This is a genomic window from Kitasatospora sp. NPDC059795 (assembly GCF_042732175.1).
Taxonomy (GTDB): domain Bacteria; phylum Actinomycetota; class Actinomycetes; order Streptomycetales; family Streptomycetaceae; genus Kitasatospora.
The window spans coordinates 17,098-40,755 of the sequence record NZ_JBHWID010000012.1; the positions used below are offsets into that span (position 1 = coordinate 17,098).

20 protein-coding genes are annotated in these 23,658 nt (G+C 71.5%); 14 read left to right on the forward strand and 6 right to left on the reverse strand.

Going from position 1 to position 23,658, the window contains the following annotated elements; translation table 11 throughout:
* Positions 1 to 25: 25 nt before the first annotated feature.
* The 11 genes from uvrA (at position 26) to ACFV4P_RS23650 (ending at position 12,681) form a co-directional block, all read left to right on the forward strand.
* Positions 26 to 2,902, forward strand: coding sequence for an excinuclease ABC subunit UvrA (gene uvrA, locus ACFV4P_RS23600; RefSeq protein ID WP_380474126.1), 2,877 nt, complete (start codon positions 26 to 28; stop codon positions 2,900 to 2,902).
* A gap of 105 nt (positions 2,903 to 3,007) precedes the next feature.
* Positions 3,008 to 3,418 (forward strand): Rieske (2Fe-2S) protein, encoded by a 411-nt coding sequence (locus ACFV4P_RS23605; protein WP_380474129.1) that lies wholly within the window; start codon positions 3,008 to 3,010, stop codon positions 3,416 to 3,418.
* A 56-nt stretch (positions 3,419 to 3,474) separates the two neighbouring features.
* Positions 3,475 to 5,514 (forward strand): excinuclease ABC subunit UvrC, encoded by a 2,040-nt coding sequence (gene uvrC, locus ACFV4P_RS23610; protein ID WP_073814883.1) that lies wholly within the window; start codon positions 3,475 to 3,477, stop codon positions 5,512 to 5,514.
* Positions 5,515 to 5,516: 2 nt separating this feature from the next.
* The gene (rapZ, locus tag ACFV4P_RS23615; RefSeq protein ID WP_380474539.1) at positions 5,517 to 6,395 is read left to right on the forward strand and encodes an RNase adapter RapZ; all 879 of its coding nucleotides are present in this window, start codon (positions 5,517 to 5,519) and stop codon (positions 6,393 to 6,395) included.
* Between the two features lie 62 nt (positions 6,396 to 6,457).
* Positions 6,458 to 7,513, forward strand: a complete 1,056-nt coding sequence (gene yvcK / locus ACFV4P_RS23620) for a uridine diphosphate-N-acetylglucosamine-binding protein YvcK (protein ID WP_143200345.1) — start codon at positions 6,458 to 6,460, stop codon at positions 7,511 to 7,513.
* Positions 7,504 to 8,484, forward strand: a complete 981-nt coding sequence (gene whiA / locus ACFV4P_RS23625) for a DNA-binding protein WhiA (protein ID WP_043910002.1) — start codon at positions 7,504 to 7,506, stop codon at positions 8,482 to 8,484. The genes yvcK and whiA overlap by 10 nt, the downstream gene beginning before the upstream one ends.
* 232 nt (positions 8,485 to 8,716) lie before the next feature.
* A complete protein-coding gene (gene gap / locus ACFV4P_RS23630; protein WP_380474133.1) occupies positions 8,717 to 9,724 on the forward strand; it encodes a type I glyceraldehyde-3-phosphate dehydrogenase in 1,008 nt (335 codons plus the stop codon).
* Positions 9,725 to 9,884: 160 nt separating this feature from the next.
* Positions 9,885 to 11,090, forward strand: coding sequence for a phosphoglycerate kinase (locus tag ACFV4P_RS23635; protein ID WP_380474136.1), 1,206 nt, complete (start codon positions 9,885 to 9,887; stop codon positions 11,088 to 11,090).
* A gap of 7 nt (positions 11,091 to 11,097) precedes the next feature.
* Positions 11,098 to 11,883 carry a triose-phosphate isomerase gene (tpiA, locus tag ACFV4P_RS23640; RefSeq protein WP_380474138.1) on the forward strand — a complete coding sequence of 262 codons (786 nt, stop codon included), beginning with the start codon at positions 11,098 to 11,100 and terminating at the stop codon, positions 11,881 to 11,883.
* A gap of 87 nt (positions 11,884 to 11,970) precedes the next feature.
* Positions 11,971 to 12,204 carry a preprotein translocase subunit SecG gene (gene secG / locus ACFV4P_RS23645; protein ID WP_380474141.1) on the forward strand — a complete coding sequence of 78 codons (234 nt, stop codon included), beginning with the start codon at positions 11,971 to 11,973 and terminating at the stop codon, positions 12,202 to 12,204.
* 141 nt (positions 12,205 to 12,345) lie between these two features.
* On the forward strand, positions 12,346 to 12,681 hold the full coding sequence (locus tag ACFV4P_RS23650; protein ID WP_073814874.1) for an RNA polymerase-binding protein RbpA: 336 nt from the start codon (positions 12,346 to 12,348) through the stop codon (positions 12,679 to 12,681).
* A gap of 239 nt (positions 12,682 to 12,920) precedes the next feature.
* Here the strand turns inward: ACFV4P_RS23650 and pgl are convergent, their stop codons facing one another.
* The 5 genes from pgl to tkt all read right to left on the reverse strand — a co-directional run bounded on the left by pgl (position 12,921) and on the right by tkt (position 19,649).
* Positions 12,921 to 13,646: a 6-phosphogluconolactonase gene (pgl, locus tag ACFV4P_RS23655; RefSeq protein ID WP_380474144.1), complete on the reverse strand. Its 726-nt coding sequence runs from the start codon at positions 13,644 to 13,646 to the stop codon at positions 12,921 to 12,923.
* The gene (opcA, locus tag ACFV4P_RS23660) at positions 13,643 to 14,701 is read right to left on the reverse strand and encodes a glucose-6-phosphate dehydrogenase assembly protein OpcA (RefSeq protein WP_380474146.1); all 1,059 of its coding nucleotides are present in this window, start codon (positions 14,699 to 14,701) and stop codon (positions 13,643 to 13,645) included. Before opcA ends, pgl begins: the two co-directional genes overlap by 4 nt.
* Positions 14,698 to 16,257 (reverse strand): glucose-6-phosphate dehydrogenase, encoded by a 1,560-nt coding sequence (zwf, locus tag ACFV4P_RS23665; protein WP_380474541.1) that lies wholly within the window; start codon positions 16,255 to 16,257, stop codon positions 14,698 to 14,700. The genes opcA and zwf overlap by 4 nt, the downstream gene beginning before the upstream one ends.
* Positions 16,258 to 16,327: 70 nt before the next feature.
* A complete protein-coding gene (gene tal, locus ACFV4P_RS23670) occupies positions 16,328 to 17,461 on the reverse strand; it encodes a transaldolase (RefSeq protein ID WP_073814870.1) in 1,134 nt (377 codons plus the stop codon).
* 91 nt (positions 17,462 to 17,552) lie between these two features.
* Positions 17,553 to 19,649: a transketolase gene (tkt, locus tag ACFV4P_RS23675; protein WP_380474148.1), complete on the reverse strand. Its 2,097-nt coding sequence runs from the start codon at positions 19,647 to 19,649 to the stop codon at positions 17,553 to 17,555.
* A 402-nt stretch (positions 19,650 to 20,051) separates the two neighbouring features.
* Between tkt and ACFV4P_RS23680 the strand changes: the two genes are divergently transcribed.
* Positions 20,052 to 20,993, forward strand: coding sequence for a heme o synthase (locus tag ACFV4P_RS23680; RefSeq protein ID WP_380474543.1), 942 nt, complete (start codon positions 20,052 to 20,054; stop codon positions 20,991 to 20,993).
* A 32-nt stretch (positions 20,994 to 21,025) separates the two neighbouring features.
* Here ACFV4P_RS23680 and ACFV4P_RS23685 read toward each other — a convergent pair whose 3' ends face one another.
* Positions 21,026 to 21,670, reverse strand: coding sequence for a DUF2461 domain-containing protein (locus ACFV4P_RS23685; RefSeq protein ID WP_380474151.1), 645 nt, complete (start codon positions 21,668 to 21,670; stop codon positions 21,026 to 21,028).
* A gap of 140 nt (positions 21,671 to 21,810) precedes the next feature.
* Here ACFV4P_RS23685 and ACFV4P_RS23690 point away from each other — a divergent pair, with 140 nt between their 5' ends.
* Positions 21,811 to 22,377, forward strand: coding sequence for a chorismate pyruvate-lyase family protein (locus tag ACFV4P_RS23690; RefSeq protein ID WP_380474154.1), 567 nt, complete (start codon positions 21,811 to 21,813; stop codon positions 22,375 to 22,377).
* A complete protein-coding gene (locus ACFV4P_RS23695; RefSeq protein WP_380474156.1) occupies positions 22,374 to 23,654 on the forward strand; it encodes an FAD-dependent monooxygenase in 1,281 nt (426 codons plus the stop codon). Before ACFV4P_RS23690 ends, ACFV4P_RS23695 begins: the two co-directional genes overlap by 4 nt.
* Positions 23,655 to 23,658: the final 4 nt, after the last annotated feature.

The window sequence follows — 23,658 nt, forward strand, 5'->3', positions numbered from 1 at the left end:
GACCCGGAGAAAGGCGCCAGAAGCAGTGGCAGACCGCCTCGTCGTCCGCGGTGCACGCGAGCACAACCTCAAGAACGTCTCGCTCGACCTGCCCCGGGATTCCCTCATCGTCTTCACGGGCCTCTCCGGGTCCGGCAAGTCCTCGCTCGCCTTCGACACGATCTTCGCCGAGGGCCAGCGGCGCTACGTCGAGTCGCTGTCCTCGTACGCCCGGCAGTTCCTCGGGCAGATGGACAAGCCGGACGTCGACTTCATCGAGGGACTCTCCCCGGCCGTTTCGATCGACCAGAAGTCCACCAGCCGCAACCCGCGGTCCACCGTCGGCACCATCACCGAGGTGTACGACTACCTGCGCCTGCTGTTCGCGCGGATCGGCAAGCCGCACTGCCCGCACTGCGGCCGCCCGATCGCCCGGCAGTCGCCGCAGGCCATCGTCGACAAGGTGCTGGAGCTGCCCGAGGGCACCCGGTTCCAGGTCCTCAGCCCGGTCGTCCGGGAGCGCAAGGGCGAGTTCGTCGACCTCTTCGCCGACCTGCAGTCCAAGGGCTACGCCCGCGCCCGGGTCGACGGCCAGACCATCCAGCTGACCGAGCCGCCGACGCTCAAGAAGCAGGAGAAGCACACCATCGAGGTGGTCATCGACCGCCTCACCGTGAAGGCCGGCGCCAAGCGCCGACTCACCGACTCGGTGGAGACGGCCCTCAAGCTGGCCGGCGGCATGGTGGTGCTCGACTTCGTCGACCTCGCCGAGGACGACCCCGAGCGCGAGAAGATGTTCTCGGAGCACCTCTACTGCCCCTACGACGACGTCTCCTTCGAGGAGTTGGAGCCGCGCTCGTTCTCCTTCAACTCCCCGTTCGGCGCCTGCCCCGACTGCTCGGGCCTGGGCAACCGGATGGAGGTCGACCCCGAACTCCTCGTCCCCGACCCGGAGAAGACGCTCGACGAGGGCGCCATCCACCCGTGGTCGCAGGGCGCCACCAAGGAGTACTTCCAGCGCCTGGTCAACGCGCTGGCCGGCGAACTCGGCTTCCGCACCGACATCCCGTGGGCCGGGCTGCCCGCCCGCGCCCGCAAGGCCCTGCTGTACGGCCACAAGACCCAGGTCGAGGTGCGCTACCGCAACCGCTACGGCCGCGAGCGCTCCTACACCACCGCGTTCGAGGGCGCCGTGCCGTTCGTGACGCGGCGGCACTCCGAGTCGGAGAGCGACTCCAGCCGCGAGCGCTTCGAGGGCTACATGCGCGAGGTGCCCTGCCCGACCTGCAAGGGCACCCGGCTCAAGCCGGTGGTCCTCGCCGTCACGGTGATGGACAAGTCCATCGCCGAGGTCTCCGCCATGTCGATCAGCGACTGCGCGGACTTCCTCGGCGCGCTGCGCCTCGACGCCCGCGACAAGAAGATCGCCGAGCGGGTCCTCAAGGAGGTCCTGGAACGGCTGCGCTTCCTGGTCGACGTCGGCCTCGACTACCTGTCGCTGAACCGCGCCGCCGGCACCCTCTCCGGCGGCGAGGCCCAGCGCATCCGGCTCGCCACCCAGATCGGCTCCGGCCTGGTCGGCGTGCTCTACGTGCTCGACGAGCCGTCCATCGGCCTGCACCAGCGCGACAACCACCGCCTGATCGAGACCCTGGTCCGGCTGCGCGACATCGGCAACACCCTGATCGTCGTCGAGCACGACGAGGACACCATCAAGACCGCCGACTGGATCGTCGACATCGGCCCCGGCGCCGGCGAGCACGGCGGCAAGGTCGTGCACTCCGGCTCGCTCAAGGAACTGCTGAAGAACGACGAGTCGCTCACCGGCCAGTACCTGTCCGGCAAGCGCGGCATCCCGATCCCGGTCGCCCGCCGCCCGCGCGACAAGAAGCGGCAGATCGTGGTGCACGGCGCCCGCGAGCACAACCTCAAGGACGTCACGGTCGCCTTCCCGCTGGGCACCTTCACCGCGGTCACGGGCGTCTCCGGCTCGGGCAAGTCGACGCTGGTCAACGACATCCTCTACACGCACCTGGCCCGCGAGCTCAACGGCGCCCGCAGCGTCCCCGGCCGGCACACCCGGATCACCGGCACCGACCTGGTCGACAAGGTCGTGCACGTCGACCAGTCGCCGATCGGCCGCACCCCGCGCTCCAACCCGGCCACCTACACCGGCGTCTTCGACCACGTCCGGCGGCTGTTCTCGGAGACCCAGGAGGCCAAGGTCCGCGGCTACCTGCCCGGCCGGTTCTCGTTCAACGTCAAGGGCGGCCGCTGCGAGAACTGCTCCGGCGACGGCACCATCAAGATCGAGATGAACTTCCTGCCGGACGTCTACGTCCCCTGCGAGGTCTGCCACGGCGCCCGCTACAACCGGGAGACGCTGGAGGTCCACTACAAGGGCAAGTCCATCGCCGAGGTGCTCGACATGCCGATCGAGGAGGCCCTCGACTTCTTCGAGGCCGTCCCCGCGATCGCCCGCCACCTGCGCACCCTCAAGGAGGTCGGCCTCGGCTACGTCCGCCTCGGCCAGCCCGCCACCACCCTCTCCGGCGGCGAGGCCCAGCGCGTCAAGCTCTCCGCCGAACTCCAGAAGCGCTCCACCGGCCGCACGGTCTACGTCCTCGACGAGCCCACCACCGGCCTGCACTTCGAGGACATCAGCAAGCTGATCAAGGTCCTGGAGGGCCTGGTCGACAAGGGCAACACCGTCATCGTCATCGAGCACAACCTCGACGTCATCAAGACCGCCGACTGGCTCGTCGACATGGGCCCCGAAGGCGGCTCCGGCGGCGGCACCGTCGTCATCGAGGGCACCCCGGAAGAGGTCGCCGCCTCCACGGCCAGCCACACGGGCAAGTTCCTCCGCGACATCCTCCCGGGGGTCTCGGACGCGACGCCGGTGAAGCGCAGGAAGAAGTAGCCGAGTGACGGCGCGGGCCGTCCGGGGAGAGCACCAGGCTCCCCGGGCGGCCCGCGTCGTGCGTGCTACGTTGCTGGCGCCCTTTCCCGCACCGAGGAGTTCCCGATGTCCGAGCCCGTCGCTTCCCGCCGTACTGTCCTCTGCTGTGCGGCCGTCGCACTGGCAGGCGCCACGGCGGCCGGCTGCTCCTCCGGCAGCGGCAAGGAAGAGCCGAAGTCCTCGGGCCCGATCGACCTCGGTGCGGCCTCGGAGGTCCCCGTCGGCGGCGGCAAGGTGTACCGGGAGCAGGCCGTCGTGGTGACGCAGCCGGCCGCCGGCGAGTACAAGGCGTTCAGCGCGAAGTGCACGCACGCCGGGTGCCTGGTCAACGGCGTGGTCAAGGAGCAGATCCAGTGCCTGTGCCACGGCAGCCGTTTCGGGATCTCCGACGGCGCCGTGCAGGACGGCCCCGCGCCGAAGCCGCTGCCCGAGTACAAGGTCGCGGTGCAGGACGGGAAGCTTCAGGTCACCAAGTAGCGTCCGCCTGTCGGTGATCGCTCCGGGGTGTCGGCGTCAGTCGGTACGGTAGGGGCATGGCTGACCCGTCCACCTACCGTCCGGCTCCGGGGGCGATCCCGCTCTCGCCCGGGGTGTACAAGTTCCGTGACGCGCACGGGCGGGTCATCTACGTCGGCAAGGCGAAGAACCTGCGCCAGCGGCTGTCCTCGTACTTCCAGGACGTCGCGAACCTGCACCCGCGCACCGCGACGATGGTGACCACCGCGGCGTCGGTGGAGTGGACGGTGGTGTCCACCGAGGTCGAGGCGCTGCAGCTGGAGTACTCCTGGATCAAGGAGTTCGACCCGCGGTTCAACGTCAAGTACCGGGACGACAAGAGCTACCCGGAGCTCGCGGTCACGCTGAACGAGGAGTTCCCGCGGGTCCAGGTGATGCGCGGGGCGCACAAGAAGGGCGTGCGCTACTTCGGGCCGTACGGGCACGCGTGGGCGATCCGCGAGACCGTCGACCTGCTGCTCCGGGTGTTCCCGGTCCGCACCTGCTCCAACGGCGTGTTCAAGCGGGCCCAACAGGTCGGCCGCCCCTGCCTGTTGGGGTACATCGGCAAGTGCGCCGCGCCCTGCGTGGGCCGGGTGGACGCCGCCGAGCACCGCGAACTCGCCGAGGAGTTCTGCGACTTCATGGCCGGCCGGACGGGCAACTACCTGCGCCGCCTGGAGCAGCAGATGCAGGAGGCGGCCGCCGACATGGAGTACGAGAAGGCGGCCCGGCTGCGCGACGACCTGGGGGCGCTGCGCCGCGCGATGGAGAAGAACGCGGTGGTGCTGGGCGACGGCACCGACGCGGACCTGCTGGCGGTGGCGGAGGACGAACTCGAAGCGGCCGTGCAGATCTTCCACGTCCGCGGCGGCCGGGTGCGCGGCCAGCGCGGCTGGGTGACCGACAAGGTCGAGGACGTGGACACGGCCGGCCTGGTCGAGCACGCGCTGCAGCAGCTGTACGGCGCGGGCACCGAGCAGGTGCCGCGCGAGGTGCTCGTCCCGGCGGTGCCCGGCGAGGCCGTGCACGAATGGCTGTCCGGCCTGCGCGGCGCCCACGTCGACCTGCGGGTGCCGCAGCGCGGCGACAAGAAGGACCTGATGGAGACCGTCCAGCGCAACGCCCAGCAGGCGCTGGCGCTGCACAAGACCAAGCGCGCCTCGGACCTCACCACCCGCAGCCGGGCGCTCCAGGAGATCGCCGACGCACTGGAGTTGGACTCGGTGCCGCTGCGGGTCGAGTGCTTCGACATCTCGCACCTGCAGGGCGAGGACGTGGTGGCGTCCATGGTGGTGTTCGAGGACGGCCTGGCCCGCAAGAGCGAGTACCGCCGGTTCCAGATCAAGGGCTTCGAGGGCCAGGACGACGTCCGCTCGATGCACGAGGTGATCACCCGCCGGTTCCGCCGCTACCTCCAGGAGCGCGAGCAGACCGGCGAGTGGGCCGTCCCGGAGGAGGTCCCCGCCCCGGAGGAGACCCCGGAGACCCCGGAAACCCCGGACGGCGACGAGGCGTTGACCGACGAGAACGGCCGCCCGAAGCGCTTCGCCTACCCGCCGCAGCTGCTGGTGGTCGACGGCGGGCAGCCGCAGGTCGCGGCGGCGCAGCGGGCGTTGGCCGAACTGGGCATCGACGACGTCGCGGTGTGCGGCCTGGCGAAGCGGCTGGAGGAGGTGTGGCTGCCCGGGCAGGACGACCCGGTGGTGCTGCCGCGCTCCAGCGAGGGCCTGTACCTGCTGCAGCGGGCGCGCGACGAGGCGCACCGGTTCGCCCTCACCTATCAGCGCTCGAAGCGGGCCAAGCGGCTCACGGCGGGGGAGCTGGACTCCGTCCCCGGGCTCGGCGAGACTCGCCGCCGGGCCCTGCTGAAGCACTTCGGTTCGCTGAAGAAGCTCCGCGCGGCCACCGTCGACGAGTTGTGCGAAGTCCCGGGGATCGGGCGCCGGACCGCCGAGACTGTTGCCGCAGCCTTGGCCTCCCGTACACCCGCCGCATTCGCGATCAACACCGCGACGGGCGAGATCATCGAAGACAGCAGCACCACAGCGGTACCGAGAAGCGGGGAAGAGACGTGACTGTGTCCAACGGGGGAGAGAGCACCCCCGAGCTGGTGATCATTTCCGGCATGTCCGGGGCAGGCCGTTCCACGGCGGCCAAGTGCCTGGAGGACCTCGGCTGGTTCGTGGTGGACAACCTGCCGCCGGCGCTGATTCCCACCATGGTCGACCTGGGGGCCCGCTCGCAGGGCGCGGTGCCGCGGATCGGCGTGGTGGTCGACGTGCGGAGCCGGACGTTCTTCGACGACCTGCTGACCTCCCTGGAGGAACTGGAGAAGCGCGGCGTCCGACTCCGGGTGGTGTTCCTGGACTCCTCCGACGACGCCCTGGTGCGCCGCTTCGAGTCGGTCCGCCGCCCGCACCCGCTGCAGGCCGACGGCCGGATCGTCGACGGCATCGCCCGCGAGCGCGAACTGCTGCGCGAGCTGCGCGGCGAGGCCGACCTGGTGGTCGACACCTCGAACCTCAACGTGCACCAGCTGCGCGCCAAGATGGACGCCCAGTTCGCCGGCCAGGACGAGCCGGAGCTGCGCGCCACCGTGATGTCCTTCGGCTTCAAGTACGGCCTGCCGGTCGACGCCGACCTGGTGGTCGACTGCCGCTTCCTGCCGAACCCGCACTGGGTGCCGGAGCTGCGGGCCCGTACCGGAACCGATCCGGACGTGGCAGAGTACGTGTTCCAGCAGCCCGGGGCGCAGCCGTTCCTGGACGGCTACACCGAGCTGCTGCGGATCATCACCGAGGGTTACCGCCGCGAGGGGAAGCGTTACATGACGCTTGCCGTAGGCTGCACCGGAGGCAAACACCGCAGCGTCGCGATGTCCGAGCAGCTGACGAAGCGTCTGATCGCGGACGGAGTCGAGACGGTGCTGGTCCACCGGGACATGGGCCGGGAGTAGCGGCCGGGAACCCCCCGTAACCGCCGCCCCGGCCGAGCACGAGACAGGAACATGGGGTCGGCGTGACGGGATACGTGCCAGCGCGGCAGCAGCTCCGGACCAGACCTGCCGAGCGGGCCTCGGGACAGCGCCCCGGCGCCCCGAGGATCGCCGCGCTGGGCGGCGGCCAGGGCCTGTCCGCCTCACTGTCCGCGCTGCGCCGGCTGACCACCGAGCTGACCGCCGTGGTCACCGTCGCCGACGACGGCGGCTCCAGCGGGCGGCTGCGCGCCGAACTCGGCGTGCTGCCGCCCGGCGACCTCCGCAAGGCGCTGGCCGCGCTGTGCGGCGACGACGACTGGGGCCGCACCTGGTCGGAGGTCATCCAGCAGCGCTTCACCGGCACCGGCGAACTCGGCGGCCACGCCGTCGGCAACCTGCTGATCGTGGCGCTGTGGGAGAAGCTCGGCGACCCGGTGGAGGCGCTGAACTGGGTGGGCCGGCTGCTGAACGTACAGGGCCGGGTACTGCCGATGTCCGCGGTGCCGCTGGACATCGAGGCGCAGGTCCGCGGCCACGACCCGCTGCGCCCGGGCGAGGTGTCGGCGGTCCGCGGCCAGGCTTCGGTCGCGGTGACGCCGGGCACCGTGCAGTCGATCCGGCTGGTCCCGGACGAGCCGCCGGCCGTCCCCGAGGCGGTGCAGGCCGTGCTGGAGGCGGACTGGGTGGTGCTCGGCCCGGGCTCCTGGTTCACCAGCGTGCTGCCGCACCTGCTGGTCCCCGAGCTGGCGAAGGCCCTCACCGAGACCCGGGCCCGCCGCCTGCTGACCCTCAACCTGGCGCCGCAGCCCGGCGAGACCGAGGGCTTCACCCCGCAGCGCCACCTGGAGGTGATCGCCGACCACGCTCCGGACCTCGTGGTGGATGCGATCCTGGTGGATGAGCGGGCCGTCAGCGGAGGTGCTTTCGGGCTCGCCGACCTGACGGGCCTGGAGCAGGCCGCGAAGCGGATGGGCGCCTCCCTGGTGCTCGATTCGGTGGCGCGCGCCGACGGGACCCCGCGACACGACGCGGAGCTCTTGGCCGCGGCGTACGACCGGATTTTCCGGACTCATGGAAGGATCGGCCCATGGCGATGACGGCAGCGGTGAAAGACGAGATCTCCCGGCTTCCCGTCACCCGTGCCTGCTGCCGCAAGGCGGAGGTCTCGGCGATCCTGCGTTTCGCGGGCGGACTGCACATTGTGAGCGGCCGCATCGTGATCGAGGCGGAGCTGGACACCGGCATTGCGGCACGGCGGCTGCGCAAGGACCTCCTGGAGATCTTCGGACACTCCTCGGATCTGGTGGTGATGGCCCCCGGCGGGCTGCGTCGCGGCAGCCGGTACGTGGTGCGGGTGGTGAAGGACGGCGAGCTGCTGGCCCGGCAGACCGGGCTGGTGGACGGACGCGGACGCCCGATCCGGGGCCTGCCCCCGGCGGTGGTGTCCGGGGCGACGTGCGACGCGGAGGCCGCCTGGCGCGGCGCGTTCCTGGCGCACGGCTCGCTCACCGAGCCGGGCCGCTCCTCCTCGCTGGAGATCACCTGCCCCGGCTCCGAGGCGGCCCTCGCGCTGGTCGGTGCGGCCCGCCGGCTCGGCATCCCCGCCAAGGCCCGCGAGGTCCGCGGCGTGGACCGGGTGGTGATCCGCGACGGCGACGCGATCGGCGCGCTGCTCACCCGCCTCGGCGCGCACGAGTCGGTGCTGGCCTGGGAGGAGCGCCGGATGCGCCGCGAGGTCCGCGCCACCGCCAACCGGCTGGCCAACTTCGACGACGCCAACCTGCGCCGCTCGGCCCGCGCCGCGGTCGCGGCCGGCGCCCGGGTCGCCCGCGCCCTGGAGATCCTCGGCGAGGAGGTGCCCGAGCACCTGGCGGCCGCCGGCGCGCTGCGCATGCAGCACAAGCAGGCCTCGCTGGAGGAGCTCGGCGCGCTCGCCGACCCGCCGCTGACCAAGGACGCGGTGGCCGGCCGGATCCGCCGCCTGCTGGCGATGGCCGACAAGCGTGCGGCCGAACTCGGCCTGCCCAACACCGAGGCCAACCTGACCGAGGAGATGGCCCTGAACTGACGGGCCGTCAACCTCCTGGAACGCAAACCCGAAGGGGCGTGCGGAGCGTGACGCGGCATCCGCCGCGGACAAGCCCGCACGCCCCTTTCGGCCATCTGGGCCCTTGCGCCCTACCGGTGAGGCGATGTGCCTTGCGACACTTGGGGGAGGTAGGGTCATCAGTGGTCGGGGAAAACCCAAAATTTCACCCCCGTCGGGCTCCGGCCCGGCGTACCTGTTAGGAGATCGGTTCGTGACGATCCGGGTAGGCATCAACGGGTTCGGCCGCATCGGCCGCAACTTCTTCCGTGCGGTCAAGGCCCAGGGCGCGGACATCGAAATCGTCGGTGTCAACGACCTGACCGACACCAAGACGCTGGCTCACCTGCTCAAGTACGACACCACTCTCGGAACCTTCCCCGGCGAGGTCTCGCACACCGAGGACACCATCACCGTCGATGGTCACACCTTCAAGGTCACCGCTGAGCGTGACCCCGCGAACCTCCCCTGGGCCGCGCTGGGCGCCGACATCGTCGTCGAGTCCACCGGCATCTTCACCAAGGCCGAGGGTGCGAAGAAGCACCTGACCGCCGGTGCGAAGAAGGTCGTCATCTCGGCGCCCGCCAGCGGCGAGGACATCACCATCGTGCTGGGCGTCAACGACGACAAGTACGACGCGGCTGCGCACGACATCATCTCCAACGCCTCCTGCACCACCAACTGCGTGGCGCCGATGGCGAAGGTGCTCGACGAGAACTTCGGCATCGTCAAGGGCCTGATGACGACCGTGCACGCCTTCACCAACGACCAGGTCACCCTGGACTTCCCGCACAAGGACCTGCGTCGCGCCCGCGCCGCCTCGCAGAACATCATTCCGACCTCGACCGGCGCCGCCAAGGCCACCGCCCTGGTCCTTCCGCAGCTGAAGGGCAAGCTGGACGGCACCTCGCTGCGCGTCCCGGTGCCGACCGGCTCCATCACCGACCTGGTGGTCACCCTGGAGCGCGAGGTCACCAAGGACGAGGTCAACGCCGCGTTCCAGAAGGCCGCCCAGGAAGGCTCGCTCAAGGGCATCCTGGCGTACACCGAAGACCCGATCGTGTCCGCGGACATCGTGAACGACCCGCACTCCTGCATCTTCGACTCGCAGCTGACGATGGTTCAGGGGAACCAGGTCAAGGTGCTCGGCTGGTACGACAACGAGTTCGGCTACTCGAACCGCCTCGTCGACCTGGTCGCCATCATCGGCGAGCAGCTCTGACTCCCAGCGGTAGCTGACGTGACGTAAGGGGCAGGGCCCGGACGGCTGTGACCGCCGACCGGGCCCTGCCGCTGCGCCCACCCTCGTCCGTCCTACCTTTTCCCGGTGACTGGCTGCGCCGTGTCACCGCCTGCCGATCCATCCATCGAGGAGCAAGACCGTGAAGACGATCGAAGACCTGGAGGTCTCCGGCAAGCGGGTGTTCGTCCGCGCCGACCTCAACGTGCCGCTGTCCGGTGACACCATCACCGACGACGGCCGGATCCGCGCCGTCGCGCCGACCATCGCCAAGCTCGTCGAGCGCGGCGCGCGGGTGGTCGTCGCCTCGCACCTGGGCCGTCCGAAGGGCGAGCCGGACCCGAAGTTCTCGCTCGCACCGGTGGCGGTCCGCCTCGGCGAGATCCTCGGCCGCCCGGTGAGCTTCGCCACCGACACGGTCGGGGACAGCGCGAAGGCCACCGTCGCCGCTCTCGGCGACGGCGAGGTCACGCTGCTGGAGAACCTGCGGTTCAACGCCGGTGAGACGTCCAAGGACGACGCCGAGCGCGGCGCGTTCGCCGACGAGCTGGCCGCCCTGGCGGACCTGTACGTCGGCGACGGCTTCGGTGCGGTGCACCGCAAGCACGCCTCCGTGTACGACCTGCCGGCCCGGCTGCCGCACGCCGTCGGCGACCTGATCGCCACCGAGGTGGGCGTCCTCAAGCGCCTCACCGAGGACGTGGCCCGCCCGTACGTGGTGGTGCTCGGCGGCTCCAAGGTCTCCGACAAGGTCGGCGTGATCGAGAACCTGCTCGACAAGGCCGACCGGATCCTGATCGGCGGCGGCATGATGTACACCTTCATCGCCGCCCAGGGCCACGGCGTCGGCGCCTCGCTGCTCCAGGAGGACCAGATCCCGGTCGTCCAGGACTACCTGAAGCGCGGCGCCGAGCAGGGCGTGGAGTTCGTGATCCCGCTGGACACCGCGGTGTCCGGCTCCTTCCCGGACGTCAAGGGCGGCGCCCCGGTCGAGGACTTCGCGGTCGTCGGCGTGGACGCCATCCCGGACGGCGCGATCGGCCTGGACATCGGCCCGAAGACCGCGCAGCTGTTCGCGGAGAAGATCGCCGACGCGAAGACGGTGTTCTGGAACGGCCCGATGGGCGTGTTCGAGCACCCGGCGTTCGCCGACGGCACCCGGGCGGTCGCCCAGGCGCTGCTCGACTCCGAGGCGTTCACGGTGGTCGGCGGCGGCGACTCGGCGGCGGCGGTGCGCACCCTGGGCTTCGACGAGACGAAGTTCGGACACATCTCGACCGGCGGTGGCGCGAGCCTCGAGTACCTGGAGGGCAAGACCCTCCCCGGTCTCGCCGCCCTGGAGGACTGAGAGAGACATGACTGAGCGTCTCCCGCTGATGGCGGGCAACTGGAAGATGAACCTCGACCACCTCGAGGCCATCCGCCACACCCAGAAGCTGGCGTTCTCGCTGGCCGACAAGGACTACGCGGCCGTCGAGGTCGCCGTCCTCGTCCCGTTCACCGACCTGCGCTCCGTGCAGACCCTGGTCGACGGCGACAAGCTGAAGATCAAGTACGGCTCGCAGGACATCTCGCAGCACGACGGCGGCGCCTACACCGGCGAGGTGTCCGGCCCGATGCTGTCGCGGCTGAACTGCACCTACGCGGTGATCGGCCACTCCGAGCGCCGCCAGTACCACGGCGAGAACGAGGAGATCGTCAACGCCAAGGTCAAGGCCGCCTACCGCAACGGGATCACCCCGATCCTGTGCATCGGCGAGCCGCTGGAGATCCGCAAGGCCGGCACCCACGTCGCGTACACCCTCGCGCAGCTGGACGGCGCGCTGGACGGCGTCCCGGCCTCCGACGCGGAGAGCATCGTGGTCGCGTACGAGCCGGTCTGGGCGATCGGCACCGGCGAGGTCGCCACCCCCGAGGACGCGCAGGAGGTGTGCGGCGCGATCCGGGCCCGGCTCGGCGAGCTGTACGGCACCGACCTGGCCGACAAGGTCCGCGTCCTGTACGGCGGTTCGGTGAAGTCCTCGTCGGCGGCCGGCCTGATGGCCAAGCCCGACGTCGACGGCGCACTGATCGGCGGCGCCTCGCTGGACGCCGACGAGTTCGTCAAGATCGTGCGCTTCCGTGACCAGGCAGTAGGCTAACGCCGCCACCGCAACGTAGGCTTTGGGGCCGGACCGCTCAAGCGGGCCCGGCCCCTTCGCCGAAGATTCGAGAGAGTTGGTCCCGTCGTGGTTCTCGGGTTCGAGATTGCACTGATCGTCCTCAGTGTGCTGATGATCATGTTGGTCCTGCTGCACAAGGGCAAGGGCGGCGGCCTGTCCGACATGTTCGGCGGCGGCGCGATGTCCACCGGTGGCGGCTCCGCAGTGGCCGAGCGCAACCTGGACCGCATCACCGTCGTCATCGGCCTGGCCTGGTTCGCGTGCATCATCGTGCTGGGCCTGCTGCTCAAGGGCAACTGACGTTCGTGACGGACGCCGACAACTGACAGGAAGTCGGCGGGCGGTGGTGGCACAGTCTTAACCGCCGCTTACACTAGGACGACTTCGCCACCGTCCGCCCAGCCGCGGCCGGACGGCACCAGCACGCAGGGGAGTCAGACCGTGGCAAGTGGCAACGCGATCCGAGGCAGCAGAGTCGGTGCCGGCCCGATGGGGGAGGCGGAGCGCGGCGAGTCCGCCCCCCGCAACCGGATCTCCTTCTGGTGCGCCAACAAGCATGAGACGCGCCCCAGTTTCGCCGCGGAGGCGGCCATCCCGGACACCTGGGACTGCCCCCGCTGCGGCTTCCCGGCCGGCCAGGACGAGCACAACCCGCCCGCCCCGGCCCGCAACGAGCCGTACAAGACGCACCTCGCGTACGTGCGCGAGCGGCGGACGGACGCGGACGGCGAGGCGATTCTCGCTGAGGCGCTGGCCAAGCTGCGCGGCGAGATCTGAGCCGTTCGGCAACACGAAAGCCGCCCACCTGGAGGGTTCTCCGGGGTGGGCGGCTTTCTGCTTGTGGCGTTCCCTCCGGGGGGAGTGCACCTGATATCGCGAAAGCCGCCCACCGGGGGTTGGATTCCCTGGGTGGGCGGCTTTCCGGTTGTCGCGTTCCCCTTCGCGCAGTTCTCCCCAGCCCTGGCGGGCTGGGAGGTGCCCCCACGCGCCCCTGACGGGGCGTCGGGTGGCGGGTGTCAGGGGAGCTTGCTCGCGGCGGCTTCGTCCAGGAACCAGAGGGTCTGTTCGGTGCCCTTGACCGCGCCGGCCGGGGCCGTGGCGGCGGGCGGGGCGGTGCGGGCGAGGGCCACGGCTTCGGCCTTGTCCTCGCCGGCCGCGAGGAGCCAGACCTCGCGGGCGCTGTTGAGCATCGGGAGGGTCAGCGACAGCCGGGTCGGCGGGGGCTTGGGGGAGTCGTGGACGGCGATGACCGTGGTGTCGGTCCGGTGGACCCCGGGGTGGCCGGGGAACAGCGAGGCGACGTGCGCGTCGGGGCCGACGCCCAGGAGCAGGACGTCGAACGCCGGCCGGCCCGCGGCGGCGAGGTCGGCGGCGTAGCGGGCGGCGCCGTCCTCGGCGCTGGTGGTGCCGTCGGCGGGGGGCATCTCGTGGATGCGGGCGCCGAGCGGGCGGACCGCGTCCAGGAACGCGGCGGCCTGGACGGCGTTGCGGTCCGGGGAGTCGTGCGGCACGAAGCGCTCGTCGCCCCACCAGAGGTCGACCCGCGCCCAGTCCACCGCGTCGCGCGCCGGGTGGGCGGCGAGCGCGGCGAGCAGGGCGTTGCCGTTGCGGCCGCCGGTGAGCACCAGGTGGGCGGCGCCGCGTGCGGCCTGGGCGTCCACGGTGGCGGTGATCAGCCGGGCGGCGGCCGCCTCGGCGAGCAGCGCCGGGCCGCGGTGGACCAGGATCCGGTCGGTGCTCACTGGGCGGTCTTCTTCCGGGCGGCGGCCTTCTTGGTGGCGGCGGGGGTCTCCCGTTCGCCGACCGCGTGCTCCTCGACGTGGGCCTGTTCGACGGTGCCGCCGGGGCCCGCGTGCTCGACTCCGGCGATCCGCTCGCGCAGCCGGTCCACGGGGGTGCGGACGGCGGTGGCGTAGATGTCGTCGGGGTCGAGGCGGCGGAGCTCCTCGGCGATCAGCTCGGCGGTGTCGCGGCGCTTGAGCGCGACCATGCGGTCGGGCGCGCCGGGCATCGACAGGGTGCCGAGCAGGCCGTCGGGGCGGTCCAGGACGATGTCGCCGTCCTTGGTGCGGAGCGTGACCGAGGTGATGCCGGGGCCGCCGGTGACGACGCGTTCGACCGGCACCCGCAGGCGGTTGTGCAGCCACAGGCCGAGCAGTTCGACGCTGGGGTTGTACGACTCGCCCTCGACCACCGCGGCGGTGATCCCGACGTCGCGCTGGTCGAGCGCGGCGGCCAGCATGGAGCGCCAGCCGGTGATCCGGGTCCAGGCCAGGTCGGTGTCGCCGGGGGTGTAGCCGGTGGCCCGCTGGGCGAGCTGCCCGACCGGGGACTCGGCGGTGACGGCGTCGGTGATCCGGCGCTGGGCGAGCGCGCCCAGCGGGTCCTGGGCGGGGTTGAGCGGCGCGTTGTCCGGCCACCAGACCACCACGGGGGCGTCCGGCAGGAGCAGCGGCAGGACCACGGACTGGGCGTGCGAGGCGAGTTCGCCGTGCATGCGCAGGATCACCGTCTCGCCGGAGCCGGCGTCGCTGCCGACCAGGATCTCCGCGTCCAGCCGGGTCTCGGCGCGGGCGCGGGGCGAGCGTCCGGCCCGCTTGATGACGGCCAGGGTCCGCGAGGGGTGCTCGCGGGAGGCGTCGTTGGCGGCCTTCAGGGCGTCGTAGGCGCTGCCCTCGTCGGTCACGATGACCAGGGTCAGCACCATGCCGGCGGCGGTCGAGCCGCTGGCCCGCCGGGCGTCCATCAGGGCAGCGTTGATCTTGCTGGACGTGGTGTTCGTCAGATCGATCTTCATGGCCGACGCCAGCTCCTGCCGTCTCGTGCGAGCATCTCGTCCGCCTCGACCGGGCCCCAGGTGCCGGCCGGGTACTGCGCGGGCTTGCCGTTGGCGTCCCAGTACTGCTCGATCGGGTCGAGGATCTGCCAGGACAGCTCGACCTCCTGGTGCCGCGGGAAGAGGTTGGCGTCGCCCAGCAGGACGTCCAGGATCAGGCGCTCGTACGCCTCGGGGCTGGACTCGGTGAACGACTCGCCGTAGGCGAAGTCCATGGTGACGTCGCGGACCTCCAGCGCGGTGCCGGGGACCTTCGAACCGAAGCGCACGGTGACGCCCTCGTCCGGCTGGACGCGGATCACCAGGGCGTTCTGGCCGAGCTCCTCGGTGGCGTAGGAGTCGAACGGCAGGTACGGGGCACGCTGGAAGACCACCGCGATCTCGGTGACCCGGCGGCCCAGCCGCTTGCCGGTGCGCAGGTAGAACGGCACGCCCGCCCAGCGCCGGTTGTTGATCTCCAGCTTGATGGCCGCGTAGGTGTCGGTCTTGGACTCGGGGTTGATGCCGTCCTCGTCCAGGTAGCCGACCACCTCCTCGCCGCCCTGCCAGCCGGAGGAGTACTGGCCGCGCACGGTGTGCTTGCCCAGGTCGGCGGGGAGCTTGACGGCGCTGAGCACCTTCAGCTTCTCGGCGACCAGCGCCTTCGGGTGGAAGGACGCGGGCTCCTCGATGGCGGTGAGCGCCATCAGCTGGAGCAGGTGGTTCTGGATGACGTCGCGGGCCGAGCCGATGCCGTCGTAGTAGCCGGCCCGGCCGCCGATGCCGATGTCCTCGGCCATGGTGATCTGCACGTGGTCGACGTACGAGCGGTTCCAGATCGGCTCGAACATCTGGTTGGCGAAACGCAGCGCCAGGATGTTCTGGACGGTCTCCTTGCCCAGGTAGTGGTCGATCCGGAAGACCTCGTCACGGGGGAAGACCTCGTGGACGATCCGGTTCAACTCCTGGGCGCTCTCCAGGTCGTGGCCGAACGGCTTCTCGATGACGGCCCGGCGCCAGGAACCCGGCGCCGGGTCGGTCAGGCCGTGCTTCTTCAGCTGCTGGACCACGGTGGGGAAGAACTTCGGAGGCACCGACAGGTAGAACGCGAAGTTGCCGCTGGTGCCCTGCGCCTGGTCGAGCTCCTCGATGGTGCGACGCAGCATGTCGAAGGCGTCGTCGTCACCGAAGTCGCCCTGGACGAACCGCATGCCCTTGGCGAGCTGCTGCCAGACCTCCTCGCGGAAGGGGGTGCGCGCGTGCTCCTTGACGGCGTCGTGCACCACCTGCGCGAAGTCCTCGTCGGCCCACTCGCGCCGGGCGAAGCCGATCAGCGAGAAGCCCGGCGGCAGCAGGCCGCGGTTGGCGAGGTCGTAGATGGCCGGCATCAGCTTCTTGCGCGACAGGTCGCCGGTGACGCCGAAGATGACCAGGCCGGACGGCCCGGCGATCCGCGGGAGCCGGCGGTCGGCAGGGTCCCGAAGGGGGTTGACGGGCCGGTCCGGGGTGTCTCCCGCGGCCGGCTCCGTTCCCTCCACGTCCGGGTACGGCTGGGTGTTGCTCACTGTGGTGTGCTCCGCTTTCCGTGCGTCGGTTCCGTGAGCAGGGTCAGTTGTCGCCGTGCGACCGGAGCGCGGCGGTGACGGTGTCGAGGAGCTCGTTCCAGGACACCTCGAACTTCTGCACGCCCTCTTCCTCCAGCACCCGGACCACGTCGTCGTAGTCCACGCCGGCCGCGGCGACCGCGTCCAGCACGGCCTGGGCGTCCGCGTAGTTCGGGGTGATGGTGTCGCCGGTGACGACGCCGTGGTCGTCGGTGGCGTCCAGGGTGCCCTCGGGCATGGTGTTGACGGTGCCGGGGGCGACCAGCTCGGTCACGTAGAGGGTGTCCGGCAGGCTCGGGTCCTTGACGCCGGTGGACGCCCACAGCGGGCGCTGCGGCTTGGCGCCGGCCGCCTCCAGGGCCGCCCAGCGGGCCGAGGCGGGCTTGGCGCCGTCGACCGAGCCGTAGACCTCCTCGTACGCCTGGTAGGCGAGGCGGGCGTTGGCGACCGCGGCCTTGGAGCGCAGGTCCTTGGCCTCGCCGCCGAGCGCGTTCAGGCGCTTGTCGATCTCGGTGTCGACGCGGGAGACGAAGAACGACGCGACCGACTCGATCTGCGAGAGGTCCAGACCGGCGGCCTTGGCCTGCTCCAGGCCGGTCAGGTGCGCGTCGATGACGGCCTTGTACCGCTCCAGCGAGAAGATCAGCGTGACGTTGACGCTGATGCCCTTGGCGAGCACCGCGGAGATCGCGGGCAGACCGGCCAGCGTGGCGGGGATCTTGATCAGCACGTTCGGGCGGTCGACCAGCCACCACAGCTGCTTGGCCTCGGCGACGGTCGCCGCGGTCTCGTGGGCGAGGCGCGGGTCGACCTCGATGGAGACCCGGCCGTCACGGCCGTTGGAGGCGTCGTACACCGGGCGCAGCACGTCGGCGGCGTCGCGGACGTCCGAGGTGGTGATCATGCGGACGGCCTCGTCGGTGGTGACCTTGCGCACCGCGAGGTCCTCCAGCTGGCGGTTGTACGCGCCGTTGCCCGCGATGGCCTTCTGGAAGATGGTCGGGTTGGTGGTGACGCCGACGACGTGCTTCTCCTGCACCAGCTCGGCCAGGTTGCCCGAGTTCAGGCGCTCCCGGCTGAGGTCGTCCAGCCAGATCGCCACGCCTTCTTCGCTGAGGCGGTTCAATGCGTCGGTCATGGTGCTTCAGTCCCTCTTCTTCTTTTCGTACGTCTGGTGGAGTCCGGGGCCCGGCCCGGGGGAGTGCGGATCCCCCGGGCCGGGGTGAGCGCTAGCGGGAGACGGCCTCGACCGTGCGCAGCGAGGCGCGGGCCGCGTTGGCGACGGCGTCCGCGGTGATGCCGAACTCCTGGTAGAGCACCTTGTAGTCGGCGGAGGCGCCGAAGTGCTCCAGGCTGATGATCCGGCCGGCGTCGCCGACCAGCTCGCGCCAGCCCTGCGCGATGCCCGCCTCGACCGAGACCCGGGCCCGGACGTTCGGCGGCAGCACGCTGTCGCGGTACGCCTGGTCCTGCTCGTCGAACCACTCCACCGACGGCATCGAGACCACGCGGGTCGGGACGCCCTCGGCCTGCAGCGCCTCGCGGGCCTGCACGGCCAGCTGCACCTCGGAGCCGGTGCCGATCAGGATGACCTTGGGCTCGCCGCCCTCGGCCTCGGCCAGCACGTAGCCGCCCTTGGCCGCGCCCTCGGCGGAGCCGAACACCTCGCGGTCGAAGGTCGGCACGCCCTGCCGGGTCAGCACCATGCCGACCGGGCCGGGGTGGCTGGTCTGCCGCTCCAGCACGGTGCGCCAGGCCACGGCGGTCTCGTTGGCGTCCGCCGGGCGGACCACGGCCAGGCCGGGGATGGCGCGCAGCGCGGCCAGGTGCTCCACCGGCTGGTGGGTCGGGCCGTCCTCGCCGAGGCCGATCGAGTCGTGCGTCCAGACGTACGTCACCGGCAGCTTCATCAGCGCGGCGAGCCGGACCGCGGGGCGCATGTAGTCGGAGAACACCAGGAAGGTGCCGCCGTAGATGCGGGTGCGGCCGTGCAGCGCGATGCCGTTCATCACGGAGCCCATGGCGTGCTCGCGGATGCCGAAGTGGACGGTGCGGCCGTACGGCGAGGCGCTCTTGAGCGGGTTGCCCTCCGGCAGGAAGGAGGACTCCTCGTCGATGGTGGTCAGGTTCGACTCGGCGAGGTCCGCGGAGCCGCCCCACAGCTCGGGGACGAGCTTGCCGACGGCCTTCAGGGTGTCGCCGGACGCCTTGCGGGTGGCGACGTCCTTGCCGGCCGGGAAGGACGGCAGCGCCTTCTCCCAGCCGTCGGGCAGCTCGCCGATCTGGATCCGGTCGAACTCGGCGGCGCGCTGCGGGTTGGCGGCGCGCCACTCGCGCAGCTGCTCCTCCCAGGCGGTGCGGGCGGCCTGGCCGCGCTGCACGACCTCGCGGGTGTGCGCGACGACCTCGTCGGTCACCTCGAAGGTCTTCTCCGGGTCGAAGCCCAGCACCTTCTTGGTGGCGGCGATCTCGGCGTCGCCGAGGGCCGAGCCGTGGGCCTTGGCGGTGTCCTGGGCGTTCGGCGCGGGCCAGGCGATGATGGTGCGCATCGCGATGATCGACGGCTTGCCGGTCTCGGCCTTGGCGGCCTCCAGCGCGGCGGCCAGCGCGACGACGTCGATGTCGCCGTCCGCCTTCGGGACGACCCGCTGGACGTGCCAGCCGTACGCCTCGTAGCGGGCCAGCACGTCCTCGGAGAACGCGGTGGCGGTGTCGCCCTCGATGGAGATGTGGTTGTCGTCGTACAGCGCGACCAGGTTGCCCAGCTTCTGGTGGCCGGCCAGCGAGGACGCCTCGGCGGAGATGCCCTCCTGGAGGTCGCCGTCGGAGACGATCGCCCAGACGGTGTGGTCGAACGGCGAGGCGCCGGCCGGCGCGTCCGGGTCGAACAGACCGCGCTCGTAGCGGGCCGCCATCGCCATGCCGACCGCGTTGCCGACGCCCTGGCCGAGCGGGCCGGTGGTGGTCTCGACGCCGGCGGTGTGGCCGTGCTCGGGGTGGCCCGGGGTGCGGCTGCCCGCGACCCGGAAGGCCTTCAGGTCGTCCAGCGACAGTCCGTAACCGGACAGGAACAGCTGGGTGTACAGCGTGAGGGAGGTGTGCCCCGGCGAGAGCACGAAGCGGTCGCGGCCGACCCAGGTCGGGTCGGTCGGGTCGTGGCGCAGGAAGCGCTGGAAAACGAGGTAGGCGGCGGGGGCCAGCGACATGGCCGTGCCCGGGTGCCCGTTCCCCACCTTCTGCACGGCGTCCATGGCCAGGACCCGGGCCGTGTCCACGGCTCGTTGGTCCAGCTCGCTCCACTCGAATACGTTCGGCGTCGTGCTCACCCTGACTCAGGGCTCCTTCCGGATTTTTGTAGAAGTCTCACCCCGTGAAGGGGACCGGTCGGCCACGCCGCTGTGGCTGGTGCCGATCACGGAGGGTTGATCCCGCTTCTCTGTGCGAGCCTACCGTTTGCGGGGCACCTCACCCTGCGTGCCGGGCAACGAGGACCGGCGGCGTCGCATTCCCCTGGTGGGTCGTCAACTGCTCTGTCCTACATTCACCCGGCAGGGGAGGGTTTGCCCGTCCGAGGGGCAAGACGCGCGCGGGCACGGCTCGCCGGGGGACCCCGGGGCGGATCGGGAGATATGGAACGTCTATGGTTGCGTGGTACGCGCAGCGCGGACGGTGGGCACCCTGCGGGTCTCCGGGACGCCTGTGGAAGTTCATCGACTGTTGAGGTGTCCGTGACCGCCGTCGAATCCCGCCCCGCCGGGGTGGTAGGGACGAGCACCGCACGCCGGCCGTTCGGGGCCCGCATCGGGGCCTTCGTCGCCCTCACCAAACCTCGGATCATCGAGCTGCTGCTGATCTCCACGGTGCCGGTGATGTTCCTGGCCCAGGGCGGCGTGCCCAACCTGTGGCGGGTGCTCGCGGTGGTGGTCGGCGGCTACCTGTCCGCGGGTGGCGCCAACGCGCTCAACATGTACATCGACCGCGACATCGACGCGGTGATGTCCCGTACCGAGCGGCGTCCGATCGTCACCGGCATGGTCTCCCCGCGGGAGGCCGTGGTCTTCGGCGTGACGCTGGCCGTGGTCTCCACCGTCTGGCTCGGAGTCCTGGTCAACTGGCTGTCCTCGGCGCTCGCGCTGGCCGCACTGCTGTTCTACGTGTTCGTCTACACGCTGGGCCTGAAGCGGCGCACCGCGCAGAACGTCGTCTGGGGCGGCATCGCCGGCTGCATGCCGGTGTTCGTCGGCTGGGCGTCCGTCACCAACTCGCTCTCCTGGGCGGCGCTGCTGCTGTTCCTGGTGGTGTTCTTCTGGACGCCGCCGCACACCTGGGTGCTGTCGATGAAGGTCCGCGACGACTACACCCGGGCCGGCGTGCCGATGCTGCCGGTGATCCGCGGCAACATCGGCGTCGCCAAGCAGGTCGTCGTCTACTCCTGGGTGATGGTGGCGACTTCGCTGCTGGTCTGGCCGGTCGCGCACACCAGCTGGCTGTACCCGGCCACCGCCGCCGTGCTCGGCGTGCTGTGGATGAAGGAGGCGTACGCGCTCCAGTCGCGCGCCAAGGCCGGCGTCGTGGGCGCCAAGCTCAAGGAGATGCGGCTGTTCCACTGGTCGATCACCTACCTGACGCTGCTCTTCCTGGAAATCGCGATCGACCCGTTCATCGGCTGATCGGTTCTCGGCCCCCCTTCTGACACTCGGCCTCAGCGCGGCGCAAGCCCGCTGGGGCCGACGTGGTTCTCCAGCCACTCGTGCAGCGGGGCCGCCGCGTGCAGGAAGCCGGTGATCCGGCCGTACGCCTTCGCGGTGCCCAACCACGGCGCGGGCTCCCACCGCTGCCAGGCGATCAGGCCCTTGTGCCGCAGCAGCTCGATCCGCGGATGGTCCTTCGGGTAGCCGCGCGGCGCGGTCTTCAGGCTGTCCCGGCCGACCACCTCGGGCCCGGCCGCGCGCACCGCCGCCACCACCCGCTCCAGCTCCGCGCCCGGCAGGTCCTCGGCGACCGCGGTGCGGTAGGCCGCCAGCTGGTCGCTCGCCAGGTGGTAGTAGCCGAGCCCGCAGGCCAGCCCGTCGGCGGACAGCTGCACGTACCCGCCGGACTCCAGCACCGCGCCGATGTGCGTCTTGTACGGCGACTTGTCGGCCGAGAAACGGACGTCCCGGTTCGGCCGGAAGATCTTCCCCGGGCCGAACTCGGGCTCCAACCGGGCCAGCAGCGCCTCCATCGGGGCGCGCACCAACTCCTCGTACCGGGCGCGGTGCGCCGTCCAGAACGTCCTGGAGTTGTCGGCCTCCAGGTGCTCGTAGAACTCCAGGGCCTCGGCGGGCCAGCCGCGGAAATCGTTCACCCGGCCAGTATTCACGTCTTCGGGGGCCGGTTCGAGGAGTGACGGTTCGTCAGCGGAAACAGTTCTCCAGTAGGGTCGGCCACCGCCGTGCGCCCATCGTCATCTTTTCGGGGGAACCGATGCCGTTGCAATCCATCGTCGTGTCCGGGTACCGCCTCCGGGTCCGTGAACCGGCCGAGCTCGCCGAACGGATCGGCGCCTTCGCCGAACCGGCCACCCGGATACTGCTCGGCGCGGACGGCCTGACCACCACGCTGCTGGCGGCCTGGACCGGGGCGCCCGTGCGGGTCGGGTGCGCCGACCACCGGCGGGTGGCGGCCGCCGGGGCGCCCGCCGGGGCGGCGGCGCTGCTGCGGGCCGCGGCGGACGAGGAGCTGATCGTCCGCCGCTCGGTGCTCACCGGCCCCGCCGACGCCGAACTCTCGCGCAACCTGGTGGTCGCCCGGCCGGTGCTCTCCGCCGCCGCCGAACAGTGCCTGACCGACCCCGCCGCGCCCATCGGCGCCGCCCTCCAGGCCTCCGGCACCGGCCTGCGGCGCACCGTGCTGGACGCCGGGGTGCGCGACTGGGACGGCGCGGACGCCGCGTACAAGACCTACCTGATGTGGCACGGGACGCAGCCGCTGGCCGTCGTCACCGAGACCTTCGACCCGGCCGCGGTGCCCGCCGCGCCCGTCGCCGCACTGCTCGCCGGAGGCCGCCGATGACCCGCCGCACCACCACCGTCGCGATCGTCGGGGCCGGGCCCGCCGGGTTGGTGCTCGCCCACGTGCTGCACCGGGCCGGGATCGCCGTCACCGTCCACGAGCGCCTCTCCCGGGCCGCCGTGGAGAGCGCCGCCCGGGCCGGGGTGCTGGAGCACCGGGTGGTCGAGTACCTGCGGGCGCTCGGCCTGGCCGACCGGCTGACCGCCGAGGGCGAACGGCACGGCCGGTGCGAGATCACCTGCCTCGGCGAGAACGTGCTGGTCGACTACGGCGCGCTGTCCGGCGGCGTCCGGCACTGGGTGTACCCGCAGCAGCTGCTGCTGCGCGACCTGATTGCCGCCTACGAGCAGGCCGGCGGCTCCATCGCCTTCGACCGGCCGGTGCGGGGCGTCACGGCGGACGCCGACGGCCGGCCGGTGCTGGACACCGCCGACGGCCCGCTGCACGCCGAGTACGCGATCGGCTGCGACGGCGCGCACGGCATCGTCGCCGCCGCCTTCCCCGACCGCGCGCAGGGGCCCGGGCGGCGCTACCCGTACGACTGGCTGACGGTGCTGGCGCGGATCTCCCGGCCGGTCGAGCAGATCCGGTACGCGGTGCACGCCGACGGGTTCGCCGGGATGATGCCGCGCACCGCCGACGTCGGACGGTTCTACCTGGAGGTGCCCGCCGGGGAGGAGCCCGCCGCCTGGGACGAGCCGCGGATCCGCGCCGAGCTGCACCGCCGGCTGGCCCTCGGCGGCAACGACCCGGTGCTCGGCGAGCTGCTGGAGACCGGCATGCTGCGGATGCGCGGCCGGGTTGCCCACCGGATGCGCTCCGGCCGGCTGCTGCTCGCGGGGGACGCCGCGCACACCGTCACGCCGTCCGGCGCGAAGGGCCTCAACTCGGCGGTCGCCGACGCCGCCGACCTGGCGGGCGCGCTGCTCGCCGAACTGCGCGGCGGCGACGACGGCGGCGCGCCGGACGGCCACGACGCGCTGGACAGCCACGACGCGCTGGACGGCTACGAACGGCGCCGGCTGGACGCGGCCTGGCAGACCCAGGAGTTCTCCGAGCAGCTGCTCGACCTGCTGCACCTGCCCGCCGGGCTGGCGGCCGAGGAACGCGGGTTCGCGCTGCGGCTGCGCCTGGAGCGGATCCGCCGGATCGCCGCCCCCGGGCCGGAGGGCACGGCCTTCGCGCTGGCCTACGCCGGGGCCGGTGAGCTGCCGCTGCCCGCCATGTGGCCGTCGGCACAGGGCGGCGCCGTCGCCACCGGCACTACCGGTCGGTAGCATG